Genomic DNA, 18,089 nt, shown 5'->3' on the forward strand with positions numbered 1-18,089 from the left:
GTTTAAAAATGAAATAATCGGGTATTCTATTAATACATCTAGATCATACCCCTAAACTCCCTAGATGGAAGGAAAGTATTCTCGTTTACTTTCCTTCTTTTTTATGCTTCAAAAAGCCGAATTAACTCCTTCACAGCCGTTGTTACAGTTAGATCTCCCTTGACAACCTTATTTTCCAATATAGGTAGTTGTGATTTTATCGCCGGATGGTTATAGAAGCTCGTTTCAAGATAATCATTAATCATCGCATTAATCCAAGCCTTTGTTTGGGAGTTTCTTCTTTCTGAAAAAACACCCGATGCTTTCGTTATCTCGATGAAACGCAAGACAATTTTCCACATCTCTTCCATTCCTTCGTGATAAAGTGCCGAAGCAGTATAGGCTTTGGTTGACCATCCCTTTGTTGCAGGTTGGAGATAATGAAGAATTCGATTATACTCGCCCCTTGCAACCATTGCTCTTTGTTTATTTTCACCGTCTGCCTTATTTATCAATAATGCATCAGCAAGCTCCATTATTCCTTTTTTCAACCCCTGTAATTCATCCCCCGCTCCTGTTAAAACAAGCAAAAGGAAGAAATCGACCATACTTCTAACAACTACTTCACTTTGACCGACTCCGATTGTCTCTACTAAAATCACATCAAAACCCGCAGCCTCACAAAGTAATATCGTCTCTCTTGTTTTTCGGTTAACACCACCAAGGGTACCACCAGATGGTGACGGACGAATAAATGCATTCCTATTCCGTGCGAGTGTTTCCATTCGTGTTTTATCACCAAGTATACTTCCACCAGTAATACTGCTACTAGGATCAACGGCTAACACAGCTACGCGATGCCCCACCTCACATAAATAAGAACCGAAGCTCTCTATGAATGTACTTTTCCCTGCCCCTGGCACTCCTGTGATCCCAATTCTAATGGAGTTTCCTGCGTGCGGAAGGATTTCATTAATAACGGCTTGTGCTTGTTCTTCATGTCGTTTTGCATTACTTTCGACAAGCGTTATCGCTTGTGCAAGGATGGCACGATCACCTTTCCTTATTCCTTGTACATACTCCTCAGTTGAACGTTCTTTCTTTTTCACAAATTTCCGGCTTCGAGCAGGGCTATTTTGTTCTTTTCCCTTCACGATTTCCGTTGTGAACCCATCTGTTGCATTTTCAGGCACCCATTCAGGACGATGTTTCTTGTCATTCATTGCTCTCTTCCTCATATCCTAAACGACGATAGATTTCTTCAATAACTGTTTGGGCAGCGACAGGTATAACGGTACCAGGTCCGAAAATGGCGGCTGCTCCTTGCTCTTTTAAGTACTCATAATCCTGTGCAGGAATGACACCACCAACTATTACAATAATATCTTCTCGTCCTAGTTTCCTAAGCTCTTCAATAAGCTGTGGTAGTAATGTTTTATGGCCTGCTGCGAGTGAACTCATTCCAACCACATGAACATCATTTTCAACGGCTTGAAGAGCTGTTTCTTCAGGTGTCTGGAATAATGGTCCAATGTCGACATCAAAGCCAAGGTCTGCAAAGGCAGTGGCAATTACCTTTGCTCCGCGATCATGTCCATCCTGTCCCATTTTCGCAATCAGGATTCTCGGGCGTCTTCCCTCATTCTCTAAAAACTCATCTGTCATATTCTTAACGTTCATAATCTCTTCCTCATTTGAATACTCAGAACTATAAATTCCACTAATTGAACGAATAACAGCTTTATGTCTTTGCGATGCTTTTTCGATTGCACTCGAAATTTCTCCTAGTGTTGCCCGTACTCTTGCTGCATTCACCGCTAGTTCCAACAGATTTCCTTCGCCAGATTCAACTGCTTTTGTGATGGTAGCTAAAGCCTCTTGTACTTTCTGATCATCACGTGATGCTTTTAATTCATTGAGTCTCTCAATTTGTTTCAACCGTACAGCTGTATTATCAATATCTAAAATATCAATTGGGTCCTCTTTTTGTAAACGATATTTATTTACACCAATTATTGTTTCTTTACCAGAATCAATTCTTGCCTGCCTTCTTGCAGCAGCCTCCTCAATCCTCATTTTTGGAAGCCCTGTTTCAATAGCTTTTGTCATACCACCTAGCGCTTCAATTTCCTCGATATGCTTCCAGGCTCTTTCCATGAGTTCCTTTGTAAGTTTCTCTACATAATAGGAGCCACCCCATGGGTCAATTACATTACAAATTCCTGTTTCATCCTGTAAATATAACTGCGTATTTCTAGCAATACGGGCAGAGAAATCGGTGGGGAGCGCAATTGCTTCATCTAATGCATTTGTATGCAAGGATTGGGTATGCCCAGAAACAGCCGCCAATGCTTCAATACATGTTCTAATCACATTATTATATGGATCTTGTTCAGTTAAACTCCAGCCTGAAGTCTGGGAGTGTGTCCTTAATGCGAGTGACTTCGGATTTTTAGGATGAAAGGCTTTCATCATTTGTGCCCAAATAAGTCGCGCCGCCCTCATTTTCGCAACCTCCATAAAGTAGTTCATTCCAATCGCCCAGAAAAAGGACAAACGAGGAGCGAATGAATCAATATCAATCCCCTTCTTAATTCCGGTCCGAACATATTCCAAACCGTCTGCTAACGTATAAGCTAATTCAAGATCAGCTGGTGCACCCGCTTCCTGCATATGGTACCCAGAAATACTAATACTATTGAATTTTGGCATTTTTCGCGATGTATACTCAAAAATATCAGAAATAATCCGCATTGATGTTTCCGGAGGATAAATATAGGTGTTTCGTACCATATATTCTTTTAAAATATCATTTTGAATCGTTCCCGCTAATTTCTCAGGAGGAACACCTTGCTCCTCGGCTGTGACTATATAAAACGCCATAACCGGAAGAACGGCTCCATTCATTGTCATTGAGACACTCATTTTATCTAGTGGAATTCCGTTAAATAGAATCTTCATATCTAGGATTGAATCAACTGCAACTCCCGCTTTACCAACATCACCAACAACACGCGGATGGTCCGAATCATACCCACGATGGGTGGCTAAATCAAAAGCGACTGATAATCCTTTTTGTCCCATTGCTAGATTACGACGATAAAACGCATTGCTTTCCTCTGCAGTTGAAAAACCTGCATACTGACGGACTGTCCAAGGGCGAGTGACATACATCGTCGGATACGGTCCACGTAAGAATGGAGGAATTCCAGGCATATAATCCAGGTGGGTCATCCCCTCCAAATCTTCATTTGTATATAATGGTTTTACTGCAATTTGTTCATTGGTTTCAAAAAGCAATTCATCAATAGATTGATTAATTTCCTCTTCGACCTTTTTACTCCATTGTTCAGGAGTGGTTGGAATGTTGGATTTTTTTAGTTTAATTTTAGATAGATCAACTCTTTTAGCCATGTTGCTTCACCCCCATTTCATGCTGTAATTGTTGTAAGAACGTAAAACAATCTGTGCCTATATGAATAAAATCATTTATTCCAGCATTTCTTAATTGCAATTCAAGTTCATTTTCTTGTTTTCCAGCTACATAAAACCGAATGTCCTGTTTAGATACTTTAAGCTCTCTACAAATTACTGGTACCATTTTTTTGTATGAATCGTCTTTCCCACAAAATATGAAAGTTGTAAGATTCATAGTTTTTGCACCCGTAATAGCGTCTTCAACTGTCAAATATCCATCGTTTTTCAATACTTCAAAGCCACCTGCTTCAAAGAAGCTCGAGATAAAGTCTGCTCTAGGTTTATGATCTGGTATTGGTCCTAAGTTTAATAACCCTACCCTTGGTCGCTTACCTGTAGTTCGAAGAAAATAATTAGATGCTTTTCTCAGTTTCTCAAAGTTTTCTGAGATTCTTACTGATGGAATCCGCTTGATTGAGAAGACTGGATTTGCTTGTTCTTTTTCACTTGCAGGTTCAATGTAGTCAACTGCTTTCTCATGAATGTTTGCATACGTATTAGTACCTACAATTTTTTCCTTTCGATGGTTCACGTTTTCTTGTCTTTCTGTTAAAACAGTTGCAATACTTTCTTGAATACTTCCGGTTTTTAACGCTTCTAGCATACCACCTTGGGACTCGACTTCATTTAAAAGCTCCCATGCTTTTTCTGCCAGTTCGCTCGTTAATGCTTCGACATACCATGAGCCACCTCCAGGATCTATCACTTTATTTAAGAAAGATTCCTCACGAAGAATCGATTGCGTGTTTCTTGCAATTCTTCTTGAAAAAGAGTCTGGCTTCTTAATTGGTTCGTCAAAAGTAGAAACATGAAGGCTATCAATTCCACCAACAATTGCAGAAAAAGCTTCGATTGTAGAGCGCAGCATATTAACATACGGATCATGAACTGTTTTTGTAAATGCAGATGTTCTTGCATGGATATGCATTGTCGAGGAATCTGCACTCCCTCCGTACGCATCAATAACAGTTGACCAAATAATTCTCGCAGCTCTTAGTTTCGAAATTTCCATAAATACATTTGAACCGATTGAAAAGGAAAATGTCATCTGTGAAGCAATCTCATTAACAGACAGTCCTCTTTCAAGTAGTTCACTAAGATATTCAATACCTGTACCCACTGCATAAGCAACTTCTTGGACAGCATTTGCTCCACCATTATGATAGGGGTCACCTTTTACAAGAATTGTCTTTAATTTAGGCTGATTTTTCATTGCCCATTTTATAGACTCCGCTAATTGGTCATAGGCAATTTCTGGTTTTGTGGGTAGCTGGCCCTTTTCTACCAATAATGAGAGTGGATCCATTCCAATCGTTCCGCTTAGGTGCTCTTTTTTCACATAAGAGTCAATGAGTGCTAAAAATGGTAATAAATCGGTCTGAGCATCAATTAAAACAGGGGTTGTCGTTAGGGAGACACCGTCAAACGCAATACTTATGTCCTCTTCTGTATGTAATGCAAGGCCCTCTCCAGGGTTATCTTTTTGTTCTAATGTGAAGTGAATCATCGTCTGTCCGTTTTGAAGAGCTTCCTTTATTGCAAGGTTAAACTCTTTTGGTGTTTGTATATCTACTGCTTGACTAACATGCCATGGGGACTTTAAATAACCCGTAAGTTTTGAACCACGAACATTGGTACCTTCTCCTGGCATTTCTTTTGGAAATGGAATATGTTGGACATCTTCTTTTGTATATATCGGTTTCAGGATAATACTTTCATACGTTTTTTTGTGTAATTTTTCAATGGGTTTTCCTTTTAATGATTTTTCAGCTTCCTGTTTCCATATCTCGTAGTCTATGGAAGGGAAGGTAATATTCTGATATTCTTTCGACTGCTTCGTCACAAGGCTTCCCCCTTATTATCGTAATCGCTTCCAACTATAGATTAATTTTAGTATATAAAAACAGATGTCGCAATGAAATCAAATTTCTATTACAGTCCTTAAACTAAAAAAAGACACTGCATAAGCAATGTCTTAGTAAATGGATGTATTTTCTTTCGTAGTATTCTCAATGATTTCTTTCACTCTGGCAAGGAAACGTCCACAAACAAGTCCGTCTAATACGCGATGGTCTAGAGACATGCAGAGATTTACCATGTCGCGAACTGCAATCATGCCATTAATGATAACCGGTCGTTGTACGATAGATTCAACCTGTAAAATAGCTGCCTGCGGATAATTAATAATTCCCATTGATTGAACAGATCCAAATGAGCCCGTATTATTCACTGTAAAGGTACCACCTTGCATATCGTCCGCTGAAAGTTTTCCAGCTCGAACTTTCGCCGCCAAATCAGAGATTTCTCGTGCAATCCCCTTGATTGATTTTTCATCCGCATTCTTAATCACAGGAACAAACAATGCATCTTCTGTAGCAACCGCAATTGATATATTAATATCCTTTTTCTGAATAATTTTATCACCGGCCCACATCGAATTAATTTGTGGAAATTCCTTAAGAGCTTGGGCTACTGCTTTTACAAAAAATGCAAAGAATGTAAGGTTAAAGCCTTCCTTTTGCTTAAATTCATTTTTTATTGAATTTCTGAATGCTACCATATTGGTAGCATCCACTTCAACCATTGTCCAAGCATGTGGCGCTTCATGTTTACTCCGCAGCATGTTCGCAGCGATAGCTTTTCGAACTCCTGTAACTGGTATTTCAACATCACCTGCGGAAACAGGTACATTCGGTGCCGGAGCTGGCTTGCTAACTTGAGTGCTAGCAGTCTGCTGACTCGCTAGTGGTGGACTAGCCACTCTGTCTGCATGTTGATCAGGGGTCGGAATTTGACCTGATTCAATCAGCTTTTGCAGATCCTTACGTGTTATTCTTCCGCCAGCACCTGTTCCTTTTACTTGCGACAAGTCGATATTATGTTCCTGTGAAAGCTTTAAGACAGCAGGTGAATAACGTGATTTTTTCGAGGTATCACTTTGCTCTTCCACTACCTCTGTTGTCGTTTCTACAGTTTTTTGATTTCCATTGCTTGGAGATGCTTCCCCTTCGGACTTGCCACCAGCAGTTTCAATTACACAAATCACTTCACCAACTGCAAGTGTTTCTCCTTCTTCCGCAATTAGCTCTTTAATTGTGCCCGCGAAAGAAGAAGGTACCTCAGCATTCACTTTATCTGTCATGACTTCAGCTAATGGGTCATATTTGTTTACTGTGTCCCCCACTGATACAAGCCAATTACTAATGGTACCTTCTGTAACACTCTCGCCGAGTTGGGGCATCGTTATTTTTTCAGTTGCCAATCATGAAACCTCCTCTGTTAAAGCAGAATAGAACTTCTGCACACATAAAATTAATATTCGGCCAGTTCTCTCATTGCTTTTTCGACTTTGTCCGGATTTACCATGAAGTATTTTTCCATTGTTGGTGCGTATGGCATAGCAGGCACATCTGGACCTGCAAGTCGCTTAATCGGTGCATCCAAATCAAATAAGCAATTTTCAGCAATGATTGCAGAAACTTCACTCATAATACTTCCTTCTTTATTGTCTTCAGTTAACAGCAAGACTTTGCCTGTTTTTGATGCAGCTTCAATAATTGCTTCTTTATCAAGTGGATATACTGTACGTAAGTCAAGGATATGTGCTTGAATTCCATCTTTTGCAAGTCGCTCTGCAGCCTGCAAGGCAAAATGAACACATAAACCATAGGTAATAACCGTAATATCGTCACCCTCACGCTTTATATCAGCCTTCCCAATCGGCAACACATAGTCATCCTCAGGTACTTCGCCTTTAATTAAACGATAGGCACGTTTATGTTCAAAAAATAACACAGGATCCTCATCACGAATAGCAGCTTTTAGCAACCCTTTTACATCATAAGGGGTAGAAGGCATCACAATTTTCAAACCAGGTTGATTTGCAAAAATTGCTTCAACAGATTGTGAATGGTATAGTGCGCCATGCACTCCACCACCATATGGAGCACGGATTGTAATAGGACAACTCCAATCATTGTTTGATCGATATCGTACCTTAGCAGCTTCCGAGATAATTTGATTGATAGCTGGCATAATAAAATCAGCAAATTGCATTTCTGCAATTGGTCTCATTCCATACATTGCTGCACCGATTCCAACACCTGCAATAGCTGATTCTGCTAATGGAGTATCGATTACGCGCTGTTCACCAAATTTTTCATAGAGTCCATTTGTTGCTTTAAAGACTCCACCTTTTTTTCCAACGTCCTCGCCCATTATAAAAACTTTAGGATCTCGTTCCATTTCTTCACGAATTGCCATAGTTACGGCATCAATATATGAGATTACTGGCATTCTTTTTCCCCCTTACTGTTCAGCATATACATATTTAAGAGCATGTTCTGGCTCAGCATACGGAGCATTTTCAGCATAATCTGTCGCTTCATTCACAAGCTTTGCAATACGATCAGCGATATCCTTTTCTTTTGCCTCATCAAGAACCCCTACTTCCTTCAAATACACCGAAAATGAGAGGACTGGGTCATTTTTCTTTGCTTCAGCAACTTCTTCCTGCTCACGATATGCACGATCATCATCATCAGATGAATGTGCAGTTAAACGGTACGAAATTGTCTCAACTAAGGTCGGCCCTTCCCCTCGGCGACCTCTGTCTGCTGCTTCTTTAACTGCTTTATATACTTCAAGTGGATCATTTCCATCAACCGTCACTCCAGGCATTCCATACCCAATGGCGCGGTCGGAAATCTTTTCACAGGCTACTTGTTTGTCATATGGTACAGAAATAGCGTATTTATTATTTTCGCACATAAAGATGACCGGTAGTTTATGAACCGCTGCGAAATTCGCACCTTCATGGAAATCGCCCTGGTTAGAAGAACCTTCTCCAAAAGTAACAAAAGTAACTAAATCCTTTCCTTCCATTCTTCCCCCAAGTGCCACACCAACTGCATGTGGAACCTGTGTTGTTACTGGTGAAGAACCCGTTACAATGCGATTCTTCTTTTGACCAAAGTGACCTGGCATTTGACGACCACCTGAGTTGGGATCTTCAGCCTTTGCAAATCCAGACAACATTAATTCCTTTGCCGTCATTCCAAATGTAAGAACAACCCCCATATCACGGTAATAAGGCAAGACATAATCTTTTTCACGGTCGAGGGCAAATGCCGCTCCTACTTGCGCTGCTTCTTGCCCTTGGCAGGAAATCACAAATGGAATTTTTCCCGCACGGTTTAATAACCACATTCTCTCATCAATTTTTCTAGCTAACAGCATCGTTTCATACATTTCCAGAACCATTTCATCACTTAATCCTAATTCTTGATGACGATTTTCGGACATTATAAATACCTCCTTATAAAATCATAATGGATGCAGATTCGGACAATCTTTTACATCCTAACAAATGCGATACAATCAAAAGGTTCATGCGTGGATTGCCTTTCCATCAACAGCTAAAGCCGCCTCCCCGATTGCTTCTGATAACGTCGGATGTGGATGGATGGTGTGTGCAACCTCCCAAGGGGTCGCATCTAGCACTCTTGCTAAACCAGCCTCTGAAATCATATCTGTTACATGCGGTCCAATCATATGAACTCCTAGTAAATCATCTGTTACTTCATCGACAACAAGTTTTACAAATCCATCTGACTCACCAAAAACAAGTGCTTTTCCAATTGCCCTGAATGAAAACTTACCTACTTTAACTGTGAAGCCTTTTTCTTTCGCTTCCACTTCGGTAAAGCCAACACTCGCTACCTCTGGACTACTATAAACACATTTTGAGACGAGTGAATAATCAATTTGAATAGGATTTTCACCTGCAATATGCTCAACTGCAACAATCCCCTCATGGGAGGCGACGTGTGCAAGTTGAAGTCCACCAATTACGTCTCCAATTGCATAAATATGAGATTCTTTTGTTTGGAAAAATTCATTTGTCTTGATATAACCTTTTTCTAAAACGATTTCCGTATTTTCAAGTCCAATATTCTCAACATTTGCTTGTCGGCCAACTGATACAAGAACCTTTTCAGCAGTAAAAGATTTGGTTTCACCTTTATGCTCTGCTTGAATTGTAATTCCTTCTCCCTTTTCTAGGGTTTCAGGTAACACCTTCGCACCTGTCACAAGTTTTACACCTTTTTTCTTTAATAAACGTTGCATTTCTTTTGAAATTTCATGATCCTCTGTTGGAAGGATTCGATCAGCATATTCAAGGACAGTAACTTCAACACCGAAATCGTGTAGCATCGATGCCCATTCAATTCCAATTACACCTCCGCCAACAATTACGATTGACTTTGGAAGACTTTCCATTTGTAAAGCTTCATCCGAAGTTAGTACATATTCCCCATCAATTACAAGGCCTGGTAAAGATTTTGGTCGTGATCCAGTCGCAATGATTATGTTTTTAGGTATCAACATTTCATTTTCCTCACCATTGTTCATTTCGACTGAAATCGTTCCAGGAATCGGTGAAAATATCGAAGGTCCTAAAATACGTCCATATCCTTCAATTACATCAATTTTTCCTTGTTTCATTAAATGCTGCACACCTTTATAAAGCTGTTCGGTGATTTTGTTTTTCCGTTCCTGTACCTTTAAAAAGTCTAATGTAACATCTTTTGTAATTACACCAAATTCCTCACTTCTTTTCGTTGTTGCAAACACTTCTGCACTTCTAAGTAGAGCTTTACTCGGGATACAACCAGCATGTAAACAAGTCCCTCCAAGTTTACCCTTTTCAACAACTGCCACTTTGAGTCCTAGTTGTGAGGCACGAATTGCAGCGACATATCCGCCAGTACCCCCTCCTAAAATCACTAAATCATATTCCTTTGACATAACTACTCACCTTCTTAGCTTCATATTAAGCTCCTATTTTAAAACTGGGGTTTGAAGCGGCTTTCCAGGATATTCTTTCTCCTGCTCTTCCCCTCGTAGCACACGCAAAGCACCTTCTGCCAATGCTCGTAATTCATTTTCACCTGGCTGGATAATGACATCCGCAATCCAATTTACATGGTTAGAAATTTCGGATATAAATTCATTTCCATACGCTAATCCACCGGTTAAAATGATGGCATCTACACGTCCAGACAGGACTGCGCTGGCGGCTCCTATTTCTTTGGCAATTTGATATGCCATCGCCTTGTAGACTAATTTTGCTTTTTCGTCCCCTTTTTCAATCATTTTTTCGACTTCTACAGCGTTATTCGTCCCAAGGTAACCGACTAAACCACCTTGGCCGACAAGTTTTTTCATGATTTCTTCTCGAAAATATTGACCAGAAAAACAAAGATCAATTAAGTCCCCTGCAGGAACTGTCCCAGCACGCTCTGGGCTAAATGGTCCGTCACCATGCAACCCATTATTTACATCCACAACCTTCCCATGTTTATGGACACCGACAGTTATTCCACCGCCCATATGGGTGACAATTAAATTTAATTCTTCATAGGTTTTCCCTAGATTCTTCGCAACTCTTCTCGCAACTGCCTTTTGATTAAGTGCATGAAAAACGCTCTTTCTCTCAATCAGTTGAAATCCTGAAATTCTTGCGATAGGTTCAAGTTCATCAACAACGACGGGATCAACTATATATGGCGGAATATTTAACCCAGATGCAATTTCATATGCTAAAATACCTCCGAGGTTTGAAGCATGCTGTCCAGCATATCCAATCCGTAAATCATGAAGCATCTCATCATTTACCTTGTAGGTTCCACCTTGGATCGGTTTTAATAACCCTCCCCTACCACAAACGGCACTTAGTTTTGAAATATTAATACCTTCATTATCTAAGTTTTGCAGAATCGTTGTTTTTCGGAAATCATATTGATCAATGATATTTTCAAAAGCTTCTAGTTCTCTTCGTTCATGTCTAATCGTCTTCTCAAAAACAGAACGTTCATTATCATAAACACCAATTTTCGTTGAGGTTGATCCTGGATTGATAACGAGAATTCGATATTCTTTGTCCTGCAATATTGAAACCTCCAGTGCTTGTAGGCAGTGTTTCTTTTGCTGAATGATTGTTGCATCAAATTAAAAGGTAAAAAGGAGGAAAAGCTTTGCCCATGCCTTCCCTCGAATTGACCTAGTTTTTATGGCTAGCTCAAGGCAACATCGAATATTTGGTCCAAGCTAATCGCTTCGGAAGGTAAAATGCATCTTCTGTCAGCGCTACTCTTATGCTTGTCGCCAATAAACCTGGTGCCTTACGCTATTGCTATTTTCTGCGACTTAAAATGTGATGCCCATTTTGTAAAAATTGGCTACGAGAACTTCTCATTTTTTCAATTCGTTCTTCTGCCAAGCGATCTGCAGCCTGATAAGTTGGAATTCCATCTCTTTTCGCGATTTCAATTACCTTTTCAATTGTGTCATAAAGCGACTCAACTTTCTTAAGTGCGCGCTCTTGATTGTAGCCGTATAGTTCATCAGCAACGTTGATAACTCCGCCAGCATTAATAACATAGTCAGGAGCATAGACAATTCCTAATTCATGAATGATATCACCATGACGCGGCTCTTTTAATTGATTATTTGCTGAACCTGCAATGACCTTTGCTTTTAATTGTGGGATTGTTTCATCATTTACTGTTGCACCAAGTGCACAAGGTGCATAAATATCACATTCCACACCATAAATATCATTAGGGTCTACAGCCTTTGCACCAAAATCGTTAACGGCACGATTAACAGCGTCCTTGTTGATATCTGTTACGATTAAATTCGCTCCTTCTTCATGAAGGTATTTACAAAGTGTATACGCCACATTTCCAACACCTTGAACAGCCACAGTCTTTCCTTCAAGCGAGTCGGAACCAAATGCTTCTTTTGCTGCAGCCTTCATACCACGGTATACTCCAAAAGCTGTTACTGGTGATGGGTTACCTGATGAACCAAATGTTGGAGAGATACCAGTAACAAAATCGGTTTCTTCATGAATAATGTCCATATCCGCTACTGTTGTCCCTACATCTTCAGCTGTTATATAACGTCCGTTTAGGCCTTGAATATAACGTCCAAATGCACGAAACATTTCTTCATTTTTATCTTTACGAGGGTCACCGATAATAACGGTTTTACCTCCTCCAAGATTTAAGCCTGCTGCCGCATTTTTGTATGTCATTCCTCTAGCTAGTCTGAGTGCATCCTCAATTGCGGCTTCTTCAGAAGCGTATGTCCACATACGTGTACCACCAAGTGCTGGTCCTAAGGTTGTATCATGTATCGCGATAATCGCCTTTAATCCAGATTGTTTATCCTGACAAAATACCAATTGCTCATAATCATATTTTTCCATATAACTAAAGATTTCCATGTGTATGTTCCTCCTAAGATTGACTAAACTTGATTATCTATTGACAGAGCATACTGCCAAAGCTATTGAATATAATTTACTTTTTGCTGAATCGGCCCTGGAAGTTAAGACAATCGGTGCACGAGCTCCCCCAATCACAGCCCCTACTTCCGCCTTTGCAAAATAAACTAAAGATTTATATAATGCATTTCCAACTTCAATCGTTGGAACAAGCAAGATATCAGCCTGTCCAGCCACTGCACTTGTGATTCCTTTGTGTTCTGCTGCAAGGATTGAAATTGCATTATCAAGCGCTAATGGCCCATCGACAATACAATTTTGAATTTGCCCACGATGATTCATTTGGGTTAAAACAGCTGCATCTAATGTTGCTTGCATTGCTGGATTCACCATTTCAACAGCTGCAATGGGTGCTACTTTTGGTAAGGGTATACCAATTGATGTTGCAACCGTTACAGCATTATTTAAGATTTGCACCTTCTCCTGAAGCCCTGGAGCTATGTTCATTGCTGCATCTGTAACAATTACGTAGCGGTCATAATCAGGTACTTCAAAAACAGCAACGTGTGATAAAACATTTCCTGTTCGTAGTCCATATTCTTTATTCAATACCGCTTTAAGAATAGTTGATGTCGGAATGTTCCCTTTCATTAAAACATCAGCTTTACCATCATGAACTGCTTTTACAGCATCCACTGCTGCTTTTTCAACCGAAGATGTATTTACGACAACTAGTGATTCATATTCTGTTGTATTGCCCCCATTTCTTGAAAGGATTTTTTCAATTTTTTCTTGATTCCCAAACAACAAAAAACGGGCAAGCTTGTGATCAACAGCTTCAACAACTGCTTCAAGTACTTCTTCATCCTCTGCTGCTGCAACTGCAACGGTAACTGGTGATTTTCTCGTAGCATTTTTGATAAGATTTGTTAGTTTCATTAGGCTACCTTCTTTTCAATCAAAATTCCCCTTTGTTTTTTGCACTTTATTAATATGCAAAAATCATGCCAACAAAAAATATTTTGTAAGCGCTTCACTTTATTAACTTTACCCAAAATTTCCTCTGCAGCTTTTTGCACAGTTTGCAAGAAATTGCGTGCCTTAATTTGCAAGGTTATATTTTTCCAGCTTATAATACAGGCTTCTTAGTGATATCCCCAATGATTTGGCAGCTGCCGTTTTATTTCCACCATTTAAAAGTAATACTTCAGCGATTACCTTCGCCTCGAATTTTTCCACTAAATCTGATAAAGGGACGTCCTTAATTTCAGATTCGGATAATGTTTGTTTCACAGGGGCTTTTTCACCCGTACTATGTAATGGTTGAATATGTTTAACATCAATTAGTCTTTCCTGATAATTCATAAAGATTACAGCTCTGCCTAGGACATTTTCAAGCTCCCTTACGTTACCAGGCCAATTATATTCATACAAATAATCGATAGCTTCTTCTGTTAGTCCCTCGACATTCCGTCCGTAATCCTGATTAATTTTATGAAGCAGATGCCCTGCTAATGGTTTAATATCTTGTTTCCTCATCCGGAGAGATGGAATGTAAATGGGGATTTTATTTAATCGATAATAAAGATCCTCTCTAAAAGTTCCATTTCCAATTCCTTTTTCTAAATTAACATTTGTTGCAGCTATGATTCTTACATCAATCGGAATTGTCTTAGTTCCACCCACCCGAACAATTTCTCGTTCTTGCAGAACCCTTAGTAATTTGGCTTGGGTATTTAATGACATCTCCCCAATTTCATCTAAGAATATACTTCCATTATTCGCTTCCTCAAAGATGCCGCGTTTGCCACCACGCTTTGCTCCCGAAAAGGCGCCCTCTTCATATCCAAATAGTTCACTTTCTAAAAGTGATTCTGAAATAGCCGCGCAATTCACACGAACAAACTTATTAAATTTCCGTTTACTTTCATTATGTATCGCATGGGCAAACAATTCTTTACCGGTCCCCGATTCACCTCTAAGTAAAACCGTTGCAGGTGTTTTTGCACCAAGTTTTGCTTGTTCGATTGCAAATTCCATTTCTTCTGAAGAACCAATAATATCATCGAACGTATATTTCGCTTCAAGTGACCGGATGATATGTCTTGCTCTATTTAATTCGGACGTAAGTTGACTAATTTCAGATACATCATGGATGACACCAACACTACCTTTTAGCTTTCCATCCACAATTACTGGAGCAACATTAACAATCACATCTTTTTCATGAGGGCCGACTTTCATCCGTGCACCTCTAACAGGTCTTCTAGTTTTCAATACCTGCATATGCATGCTTTCACCTTCTGAAATATCCGCATTTGCAGGTTTTCCGATAACTTGTTCCTTTTCAAGTCCGGTAATTCGAGTGTACGCACGATTTATTAAAATACCTTTTCCATCCTCATCAACTACAGAGATCGCTTCATCAGAAGATTGAATGATTGCTTCAAGCATTGTTTGTATCTCTTTTAAATTTGTGATTTCTGCAGCTAAATCTACAACTTCAGTAATATCTTTAAATACAGCAAATGCACCTAATAGCATTCCCGATTCATTAATCATCGGAATTCGGGTTGTAATGATTTTTCGTCCGTTTTTCAGAACAAATTCCTGGTTTACTTCAACAGCCCTTGTCCTTAAAATTTCAGGTAATCTACTTTCAGGAATACATTCATATATATGCTTTCCAACTGCATCTTCCTTCGCGACTCCAATCATCCTAGACGCACTGTTGTTTAGTAAGATGACTTGGCTATTAATATCAATGACAATCATTCCATCATGGGTTGAATCTAAAATCAAATCTACCATAACCTTCTGCATAACCAATGTCACCTCCCTATTGATAACGTAGGATTTTGCAATATTTTACACACCTCTAAAGTTTCTTTTGCAAAAAAATGCACACCTTTATAATAACCCGAAACCTCCTTCTTGACAAATTTTATTAATGGCTTAAATTAATAATAGGTAGTCTTATTTGAAAGGAATTCAATTATGCAGCGTATACTTGCTCTAATCGTGCTTTTAATACCTGGAATTATTGCAGGGGTTGGAATTAAATTTATGAGGGATATGTTTTTTGGTGTGTTGCACAGTCCAATTCCTTCCTTAATGTTACAATTTATCATTGGTCTCATTTTCTTTATTGCTGGTCTTTCCTTTATCGGAGGATTTATTCTCCACCGTGACCGTAAAAGAAACAAAGTTCAAGAAAAATTTCAAAATGATAGCTCTCCAACGGGAGAGCAAAATAAATAATCCTGCTTTTAGCAGGATTATTTTCTTATAGCTACGGCCTTTTTTGGATAATCTGTGATAATAGCAGTACAACCAAAATCGATAAGTTGTTTCATTTTTTTCTCATCATTTATTGTAAATGGGCGAACCACGATATCGTTTCGTTTCGACTCCTCCACAATTTCTTTATTTATAGTCTGATGATAAGGATGAATGCCATTTACCTCAAGACGTTTTGCATAATCCCACGGTTTGTAAAGGCCTTCCATATATAATATAGCCAACTCAATTGTACTCGATAGCTGCCTGCATTTGAGTAGACTGTAGTGATTAAAACTTGATATAACGATTCGATCTTCAAGTCCATAGTCGGTTATCATTTTAATCGTTTTTTCCTCAATCCCCTTATAGGAAACCAATCCTGTTTTAAATTCAACATTTATTAGCATCTGGTTCGACTTCGCCCAGTCAAACACTTCCTCAAGGGTCGGAATTTCGCAGTTTCCATATTTCTCTTTAAACTTGTAGCTAACATCCATTTTTTTGATTTGTTTTAATGTATAATCCTTAACCCAACCTTTCTCTTTTCCATTTGTTGTTCGTTTAACGGTTTCATCATGGATGACTACAATAGCCCCATCTTTTGTCATTTGAATATCTAACTCAATACCTTCAGCACCAACCCTTGCAGCCTCTTTAAAGGATATCATTGTATTTTCTGGGTGTGTTCCGGCTGAGCCCCTATGCCCAAAAATTTTTGTTTTCATGCTTGATATTCTCCTTTTTTTGGTATATTTCCATTATAGAGTAATTTTATTATAGGGAAAAAGAAATATGAGAGCAGTTGAAAATTTCAGTAACAAATCATAAAAAAACACCCTTTTCACTTTGAAAACGGTGTTTTTCTATTATAAGATGAGATATTTTCGATTGTAACTATTCCTTACCCTCTCAAGAAGCTTTGTGCTCAAGACGAAGCTTATCAGCTACCATGGCGATGAATTCGGAATTTGTAGGTTTTGCTTTAGACATACTTACCGTATAACCAAACAGACTAGAAATAGAATCAATATTACCACGGCTCCAAGCAACTTCGATTGCATGACGAATTGCACGCTCTACCCGGCTTGCAGTTGTATTGAACTTCTTTGCAATATCAGGATAAAGAACCTTTGTAATGGATCCTAATAATTCAATATCATTGTATACCATTGAAATGGCTTCACGTAAATATAGATATCCTTTAATATGTGCAGGAACTCCAATTTCGTGAATAATACTTGTAATGCTCGCATCTAAATTTTTAGGTCCATTTTCTGTTTGTGATCGAACAACAGAGTTTGCTGAGTTCCGTTTAATAATAGGAGTAGCTTTCCCACTTACTTGACGAATTCGACTCGCAAGGTTTTCCATATCAAATGGCTTGAGAATAAAATATGCCGCACCTAAATCGACGGCCTTTTTCGTCACATCTTCTTGCCCAAATGCTGTTAACATGATTACATTAGGCTGTTTTTCAAGATTAGATTCACGGAGTTTTTCTAGCACAGCTAATCCATCCAAATGAGGCATAATTATATCGAGAACGAGAACATCCGGCTGCTTTTCTTGAAGCATTGTAAGGCAATCCTGGCCATTGTATGCAACACCTAAGACTTCAATATCGTCTTGGCTAGATAAATATTCATCAAGTAAATTAACGAGTTCTCTGTTATCATCAACCACGCAAACTTTAATTTTTTTCACTCTATTTCCTCCTCAAGCTTAAATCCAGAAAATTTGTATATATTCTTTATTCTAAAGAAAGAATTCGACAATGCAATATAAATTCCTTTATTTTTTTAAAAAATAGGAAAAATTTATTGAAAAATAAATTATTCTCCATTATACTTAAGATTTCGACTTAAAACGTCAATATTTCTTGATGAAATTTAGGTTTTGTCGAAAAATCTTTATACGGTTTCATTATATATTCTCATTCATCATTTGGCGATATGTTTATTCAAACAAATAGAAAAAAGCGAGCATTTAGCTCGCCTCAGACTGTTGACAAACGCTCGCATACCGCGTTGCTTGCCTCCCTCGTACGCTCATGAAG

At 38.9% G+C, this 18,089-nt stretch carries 14 protein-coding genes; 1 reads left to right on the forward strand and 13 read right to left on the reverse strand.

What is annotated here, in order from left to right:
• Positions 1-101 precede the first annotated feature (101 nt).
• The 11 genes from meaB to BTHG_RS25605 all read right to left on the reverse strand — a co-directional run bounded on the left by meaB (position 102) and on the right by BTHG_RS25605 (position 15,574).
• Positions 102-1,202, reverse strand: a complete 1,101-nt coding sequence (meaB, locus tag BTHG_RS21775) for a methylmalonyl Co-A mutase-associated GTPase MeaB (protein WP_010284525.1) — start codon at positions 1,200-1,202, stop codon at positions 102-104.
• A complete protein-coding gene (gene scpA / locus BTHG_RS21780) occupies positions 1,195-3,393 on the reverse strand; it encodes a methylmalonyl-CoA mutase (RefSeq protein WP_010284527.1) in 2,199 nt (732 codons plus the stop codon). The genes meaB and scpA overlap by 8 nt, the downstream gene beginning before the upstream one ends.
• Positions 3,386-5,299: a methylmalonyl-CoA mutase family protein gene (locus BTHG_RS21785; RefSeq protein ID WP_010284528.1), complete on the reverse strand. Its 1,914-nt coding sequence runs from the start codon at positions 5,297-5,299 to the stop codon at positions 3,386-3,388. The genes scpA and BTHG_RS21785 overlap by 8 nt, the downstream gene beginning before the upstream one ends.
• Before the next feature lie 132 nt (positions 5,300-5,431).
• Positions 5,432-6,718, reverse strand: coding sequence for a dihydrolipoamide acetyltransferase family protein (locus tag BTHG_RS21790; protein ID WP_010284530.1), 1,287 nt, complete (start codon positions 6,716-6,718; stop codon positions 5,432-5,434).
• Between the two features lie 50 nt (positions 6,719-6,768).
• On the reverse strand, positions 6,769-7,752 hold the full coding sequence (locus BTHG_RS21795; protein WP_010284532.1) for an alpha-ketoacid dehydrogenase subunit beta: 984 nt from the start codon (positions 7,750-7,752) through the stop codon (positions 6,769-6,771).
• A 12-nt stretch (positions 7,753-7,764) separates the two neighbouring features.
• Complete coding sequence (locus BTHG_RS21800) at positions 7,765-8,760, reverse strand: thiamine pyrophosphate-dependent dehydrogenase E1 component subunit alpha (protein WP_010284533.1); 996 nt, start codon at positions 8,758-8,760, stop codon at positions 7,765-7,767.
• Positions 8,761-8,844: 84 nt separating this feature from the next.
• Positions 8,845-10,266: a dihydrolipoyl dehydrogenase gene (gene lpdA, locus BTHG_RS21805; protein WP_010284535.1), complete on the reverse strand. Its 1,422-nt coding sequence runs from the start codon at positions 10,264-10,266 to the stop codon at positions 8,845-8,847.
• 33 nt (positions 10,267-10,299) lie between these two features.
• Positions 10,300-11,409 carry a butyrate kinase gene (buk, locus tag BTHG_RS21810; RefSeq protein ID WP_010284536.1) on the reverse strand — a complete coding sequence of 370 codons (1,110 nt, stop codon included), beginning with the start codon at positions 11,407-11,409 and terminating at the stop codon, positions 10,300-10,302.
• Positions 11,410-11,653: 244 nt separating this feature from the next.
• On the reverse strand, positions 11,654-12,751 hold the full coding sequence (gene bcd / locus BTHG_RS21815) for a branched-chain amino acid dehydrogenase (RefSeq protein ID WP_010284537.1): 1,098 nt from the start codon (positions 12,749-12,751) through the stop codon (positions 11,654-11,656).
• Between the two features lie 33 nt (positions 12,752-12,784).
• Positions 12,785-13,690, reverse strand: a complete 906-nt coding sequence (gene yqiS, locus BTHG_RS21820; protein ID WP_010284538.1) for a phosphate butyryltransferase — start codon at positions 13,688-13,690, stop codon at positions 12,785-12,787.
• A gap of 162 nt (positions 13,691-13,852) precedes the next feature.
• Positions 13,853-15,574 (reverse strand): sigma-54 interaction domain-containing protein, encoded by a 1,722-nt coding sequence (locus BTHG_RS25605; protein WP_010284539.1) that lies wholly within the window; start codon positions 15,572-15,574, stop codon positions 13,853-13,855.
• 174 nt (positions 15,575-15,748) lie between these two features.
• Here BTHG_RS25605 and BTHG_RS21835 point away from each other — a divergent pair, with 174 nt between their 5' ends.
• Entirely contained in the window at positions 15,749-16,012 is a 264-nt protein-coding gene (locus BTHG_RS21835) for a DUF2627 domain-containing protein (protein ID WP_010284540.1), read from the forward strand.
• Positions 16,013-16,029: 17 nt separating this feature from the next.
• On the opposite strand, the gene BTHG_RS21840 is transcribed toward BTHG_RS21835, so the two are convergent.
• Both BTHG_RS21840 and spo0A read right to left on the reverse strand, forming a co-directional pair.
• Positions 16,030-16,758 (reverse strand): glycerophosphodiester phosphodiesterase, encoded by a 729-nt coding sequence (locus BTHG_RS21840; RefSeq protein WP_010284541.1) that lies wholly within the window; start codon positions 16,756-16,758, stop codon positions 16,030-16,032.
• Positions 16,759-16,942: 184 nt separating this feature from the next.
• Positions 16,943-17,737: a sporulation transcription factor Spo0A gene (gene spo0A / locus BTHG_RS21845; RefSeq protein WP_010284542.1), complete on the reverse strand. Its 795-nt coding sequence runs from the start codon at positions 17,735-17,737 to the stop codon at positions 16,943-16,945.
• Positions 17,738-18,089: the final 352 nt, after the last annotated feature.

The organism is Bacillus timonensis (genome assembly GCF_000285535.1).
Lineage (GTDB): Bacteria > Bacillota > Bacilli > Bacillales > Bacillaceae_L > Ferdinandcohnia > Ferdinandcohnia timonensis.

What these genes read in the sequence shown, in the direction of transcription:
- BTHG_RS25605 (WP_010284539.1), bottom strand. Translation starts at nt 15,574, where the DNA reads ATGCAGAAGGTTATGGTAGATTTGATTTTAGATTCAACCCATGATGGA.
- bcd (WP_010284537.1), bottom strand. Translation starts at nt 12,751, where the DNA reads ATGGAAATCTTTAGTTATATGGAAAAATATGATTATGAGCAATTGGTA.
- BTHG_RS21840 (WP_010284541.1), bottom strand. Translation starts at nt 16,758, where the DNA reads ATGAAAACAAAAATTTTTGGGCATAGGGGCTCAGCCGGAACACACCCA.
- lpdA (WP_010284535.1), bottom strand. Translation starts at nt 10,266, where the DNA reads ATGTCAAAGGAATATGATTTAGTGATTTTAGGAGGGGGTACTGGCGGA.
- scpA (WP_010284527.1), bottom strand. Translation starts at nt 3,393, where the DNA reads ATGGCTAAAAGAGTTGATCTATCTAAAATTAAACTAAAAAAATCCAAC.
- yqiS (WP_010284538.1), bottom strand. Translation starts at nt 13,690, where the DNA reads ATGAAACTAACAAATCTTATCAAAAATGCTACGAGAAAATCACCAGTT.
- BTHG_RS21835 (WP_010284540.1), top strand. Translation starts at nt 15,749, where the DNA reads ATGCAGCGTATACTTGCTCTAATCGTGCTTTTAATACCTGGAATTATT.
- meaB (WP_010284525.1), bottom strand. Translation starts at nt 1,202, where the DNA reads ATGAATGACAAGAAACATCGTCCTGAATGGGTGCCTGAAAATGCAACA.
- BTHG_RS21795 (WP_010284532.1), bottom strand. Translation starts at nt 7,752, where the DNA reads ATGCCAGTAATCTCATATATTGATGCCGTAACTATGGCAATTCGTGAA.
- BTHG_RS21800 (WP_010284533.1), bottom strand. Translation starts at nt 8,760, where the DNA reads ATGTCCGAAAATCGTCATCAAGAATTAGGATTAAGTGATGAAATGGTT.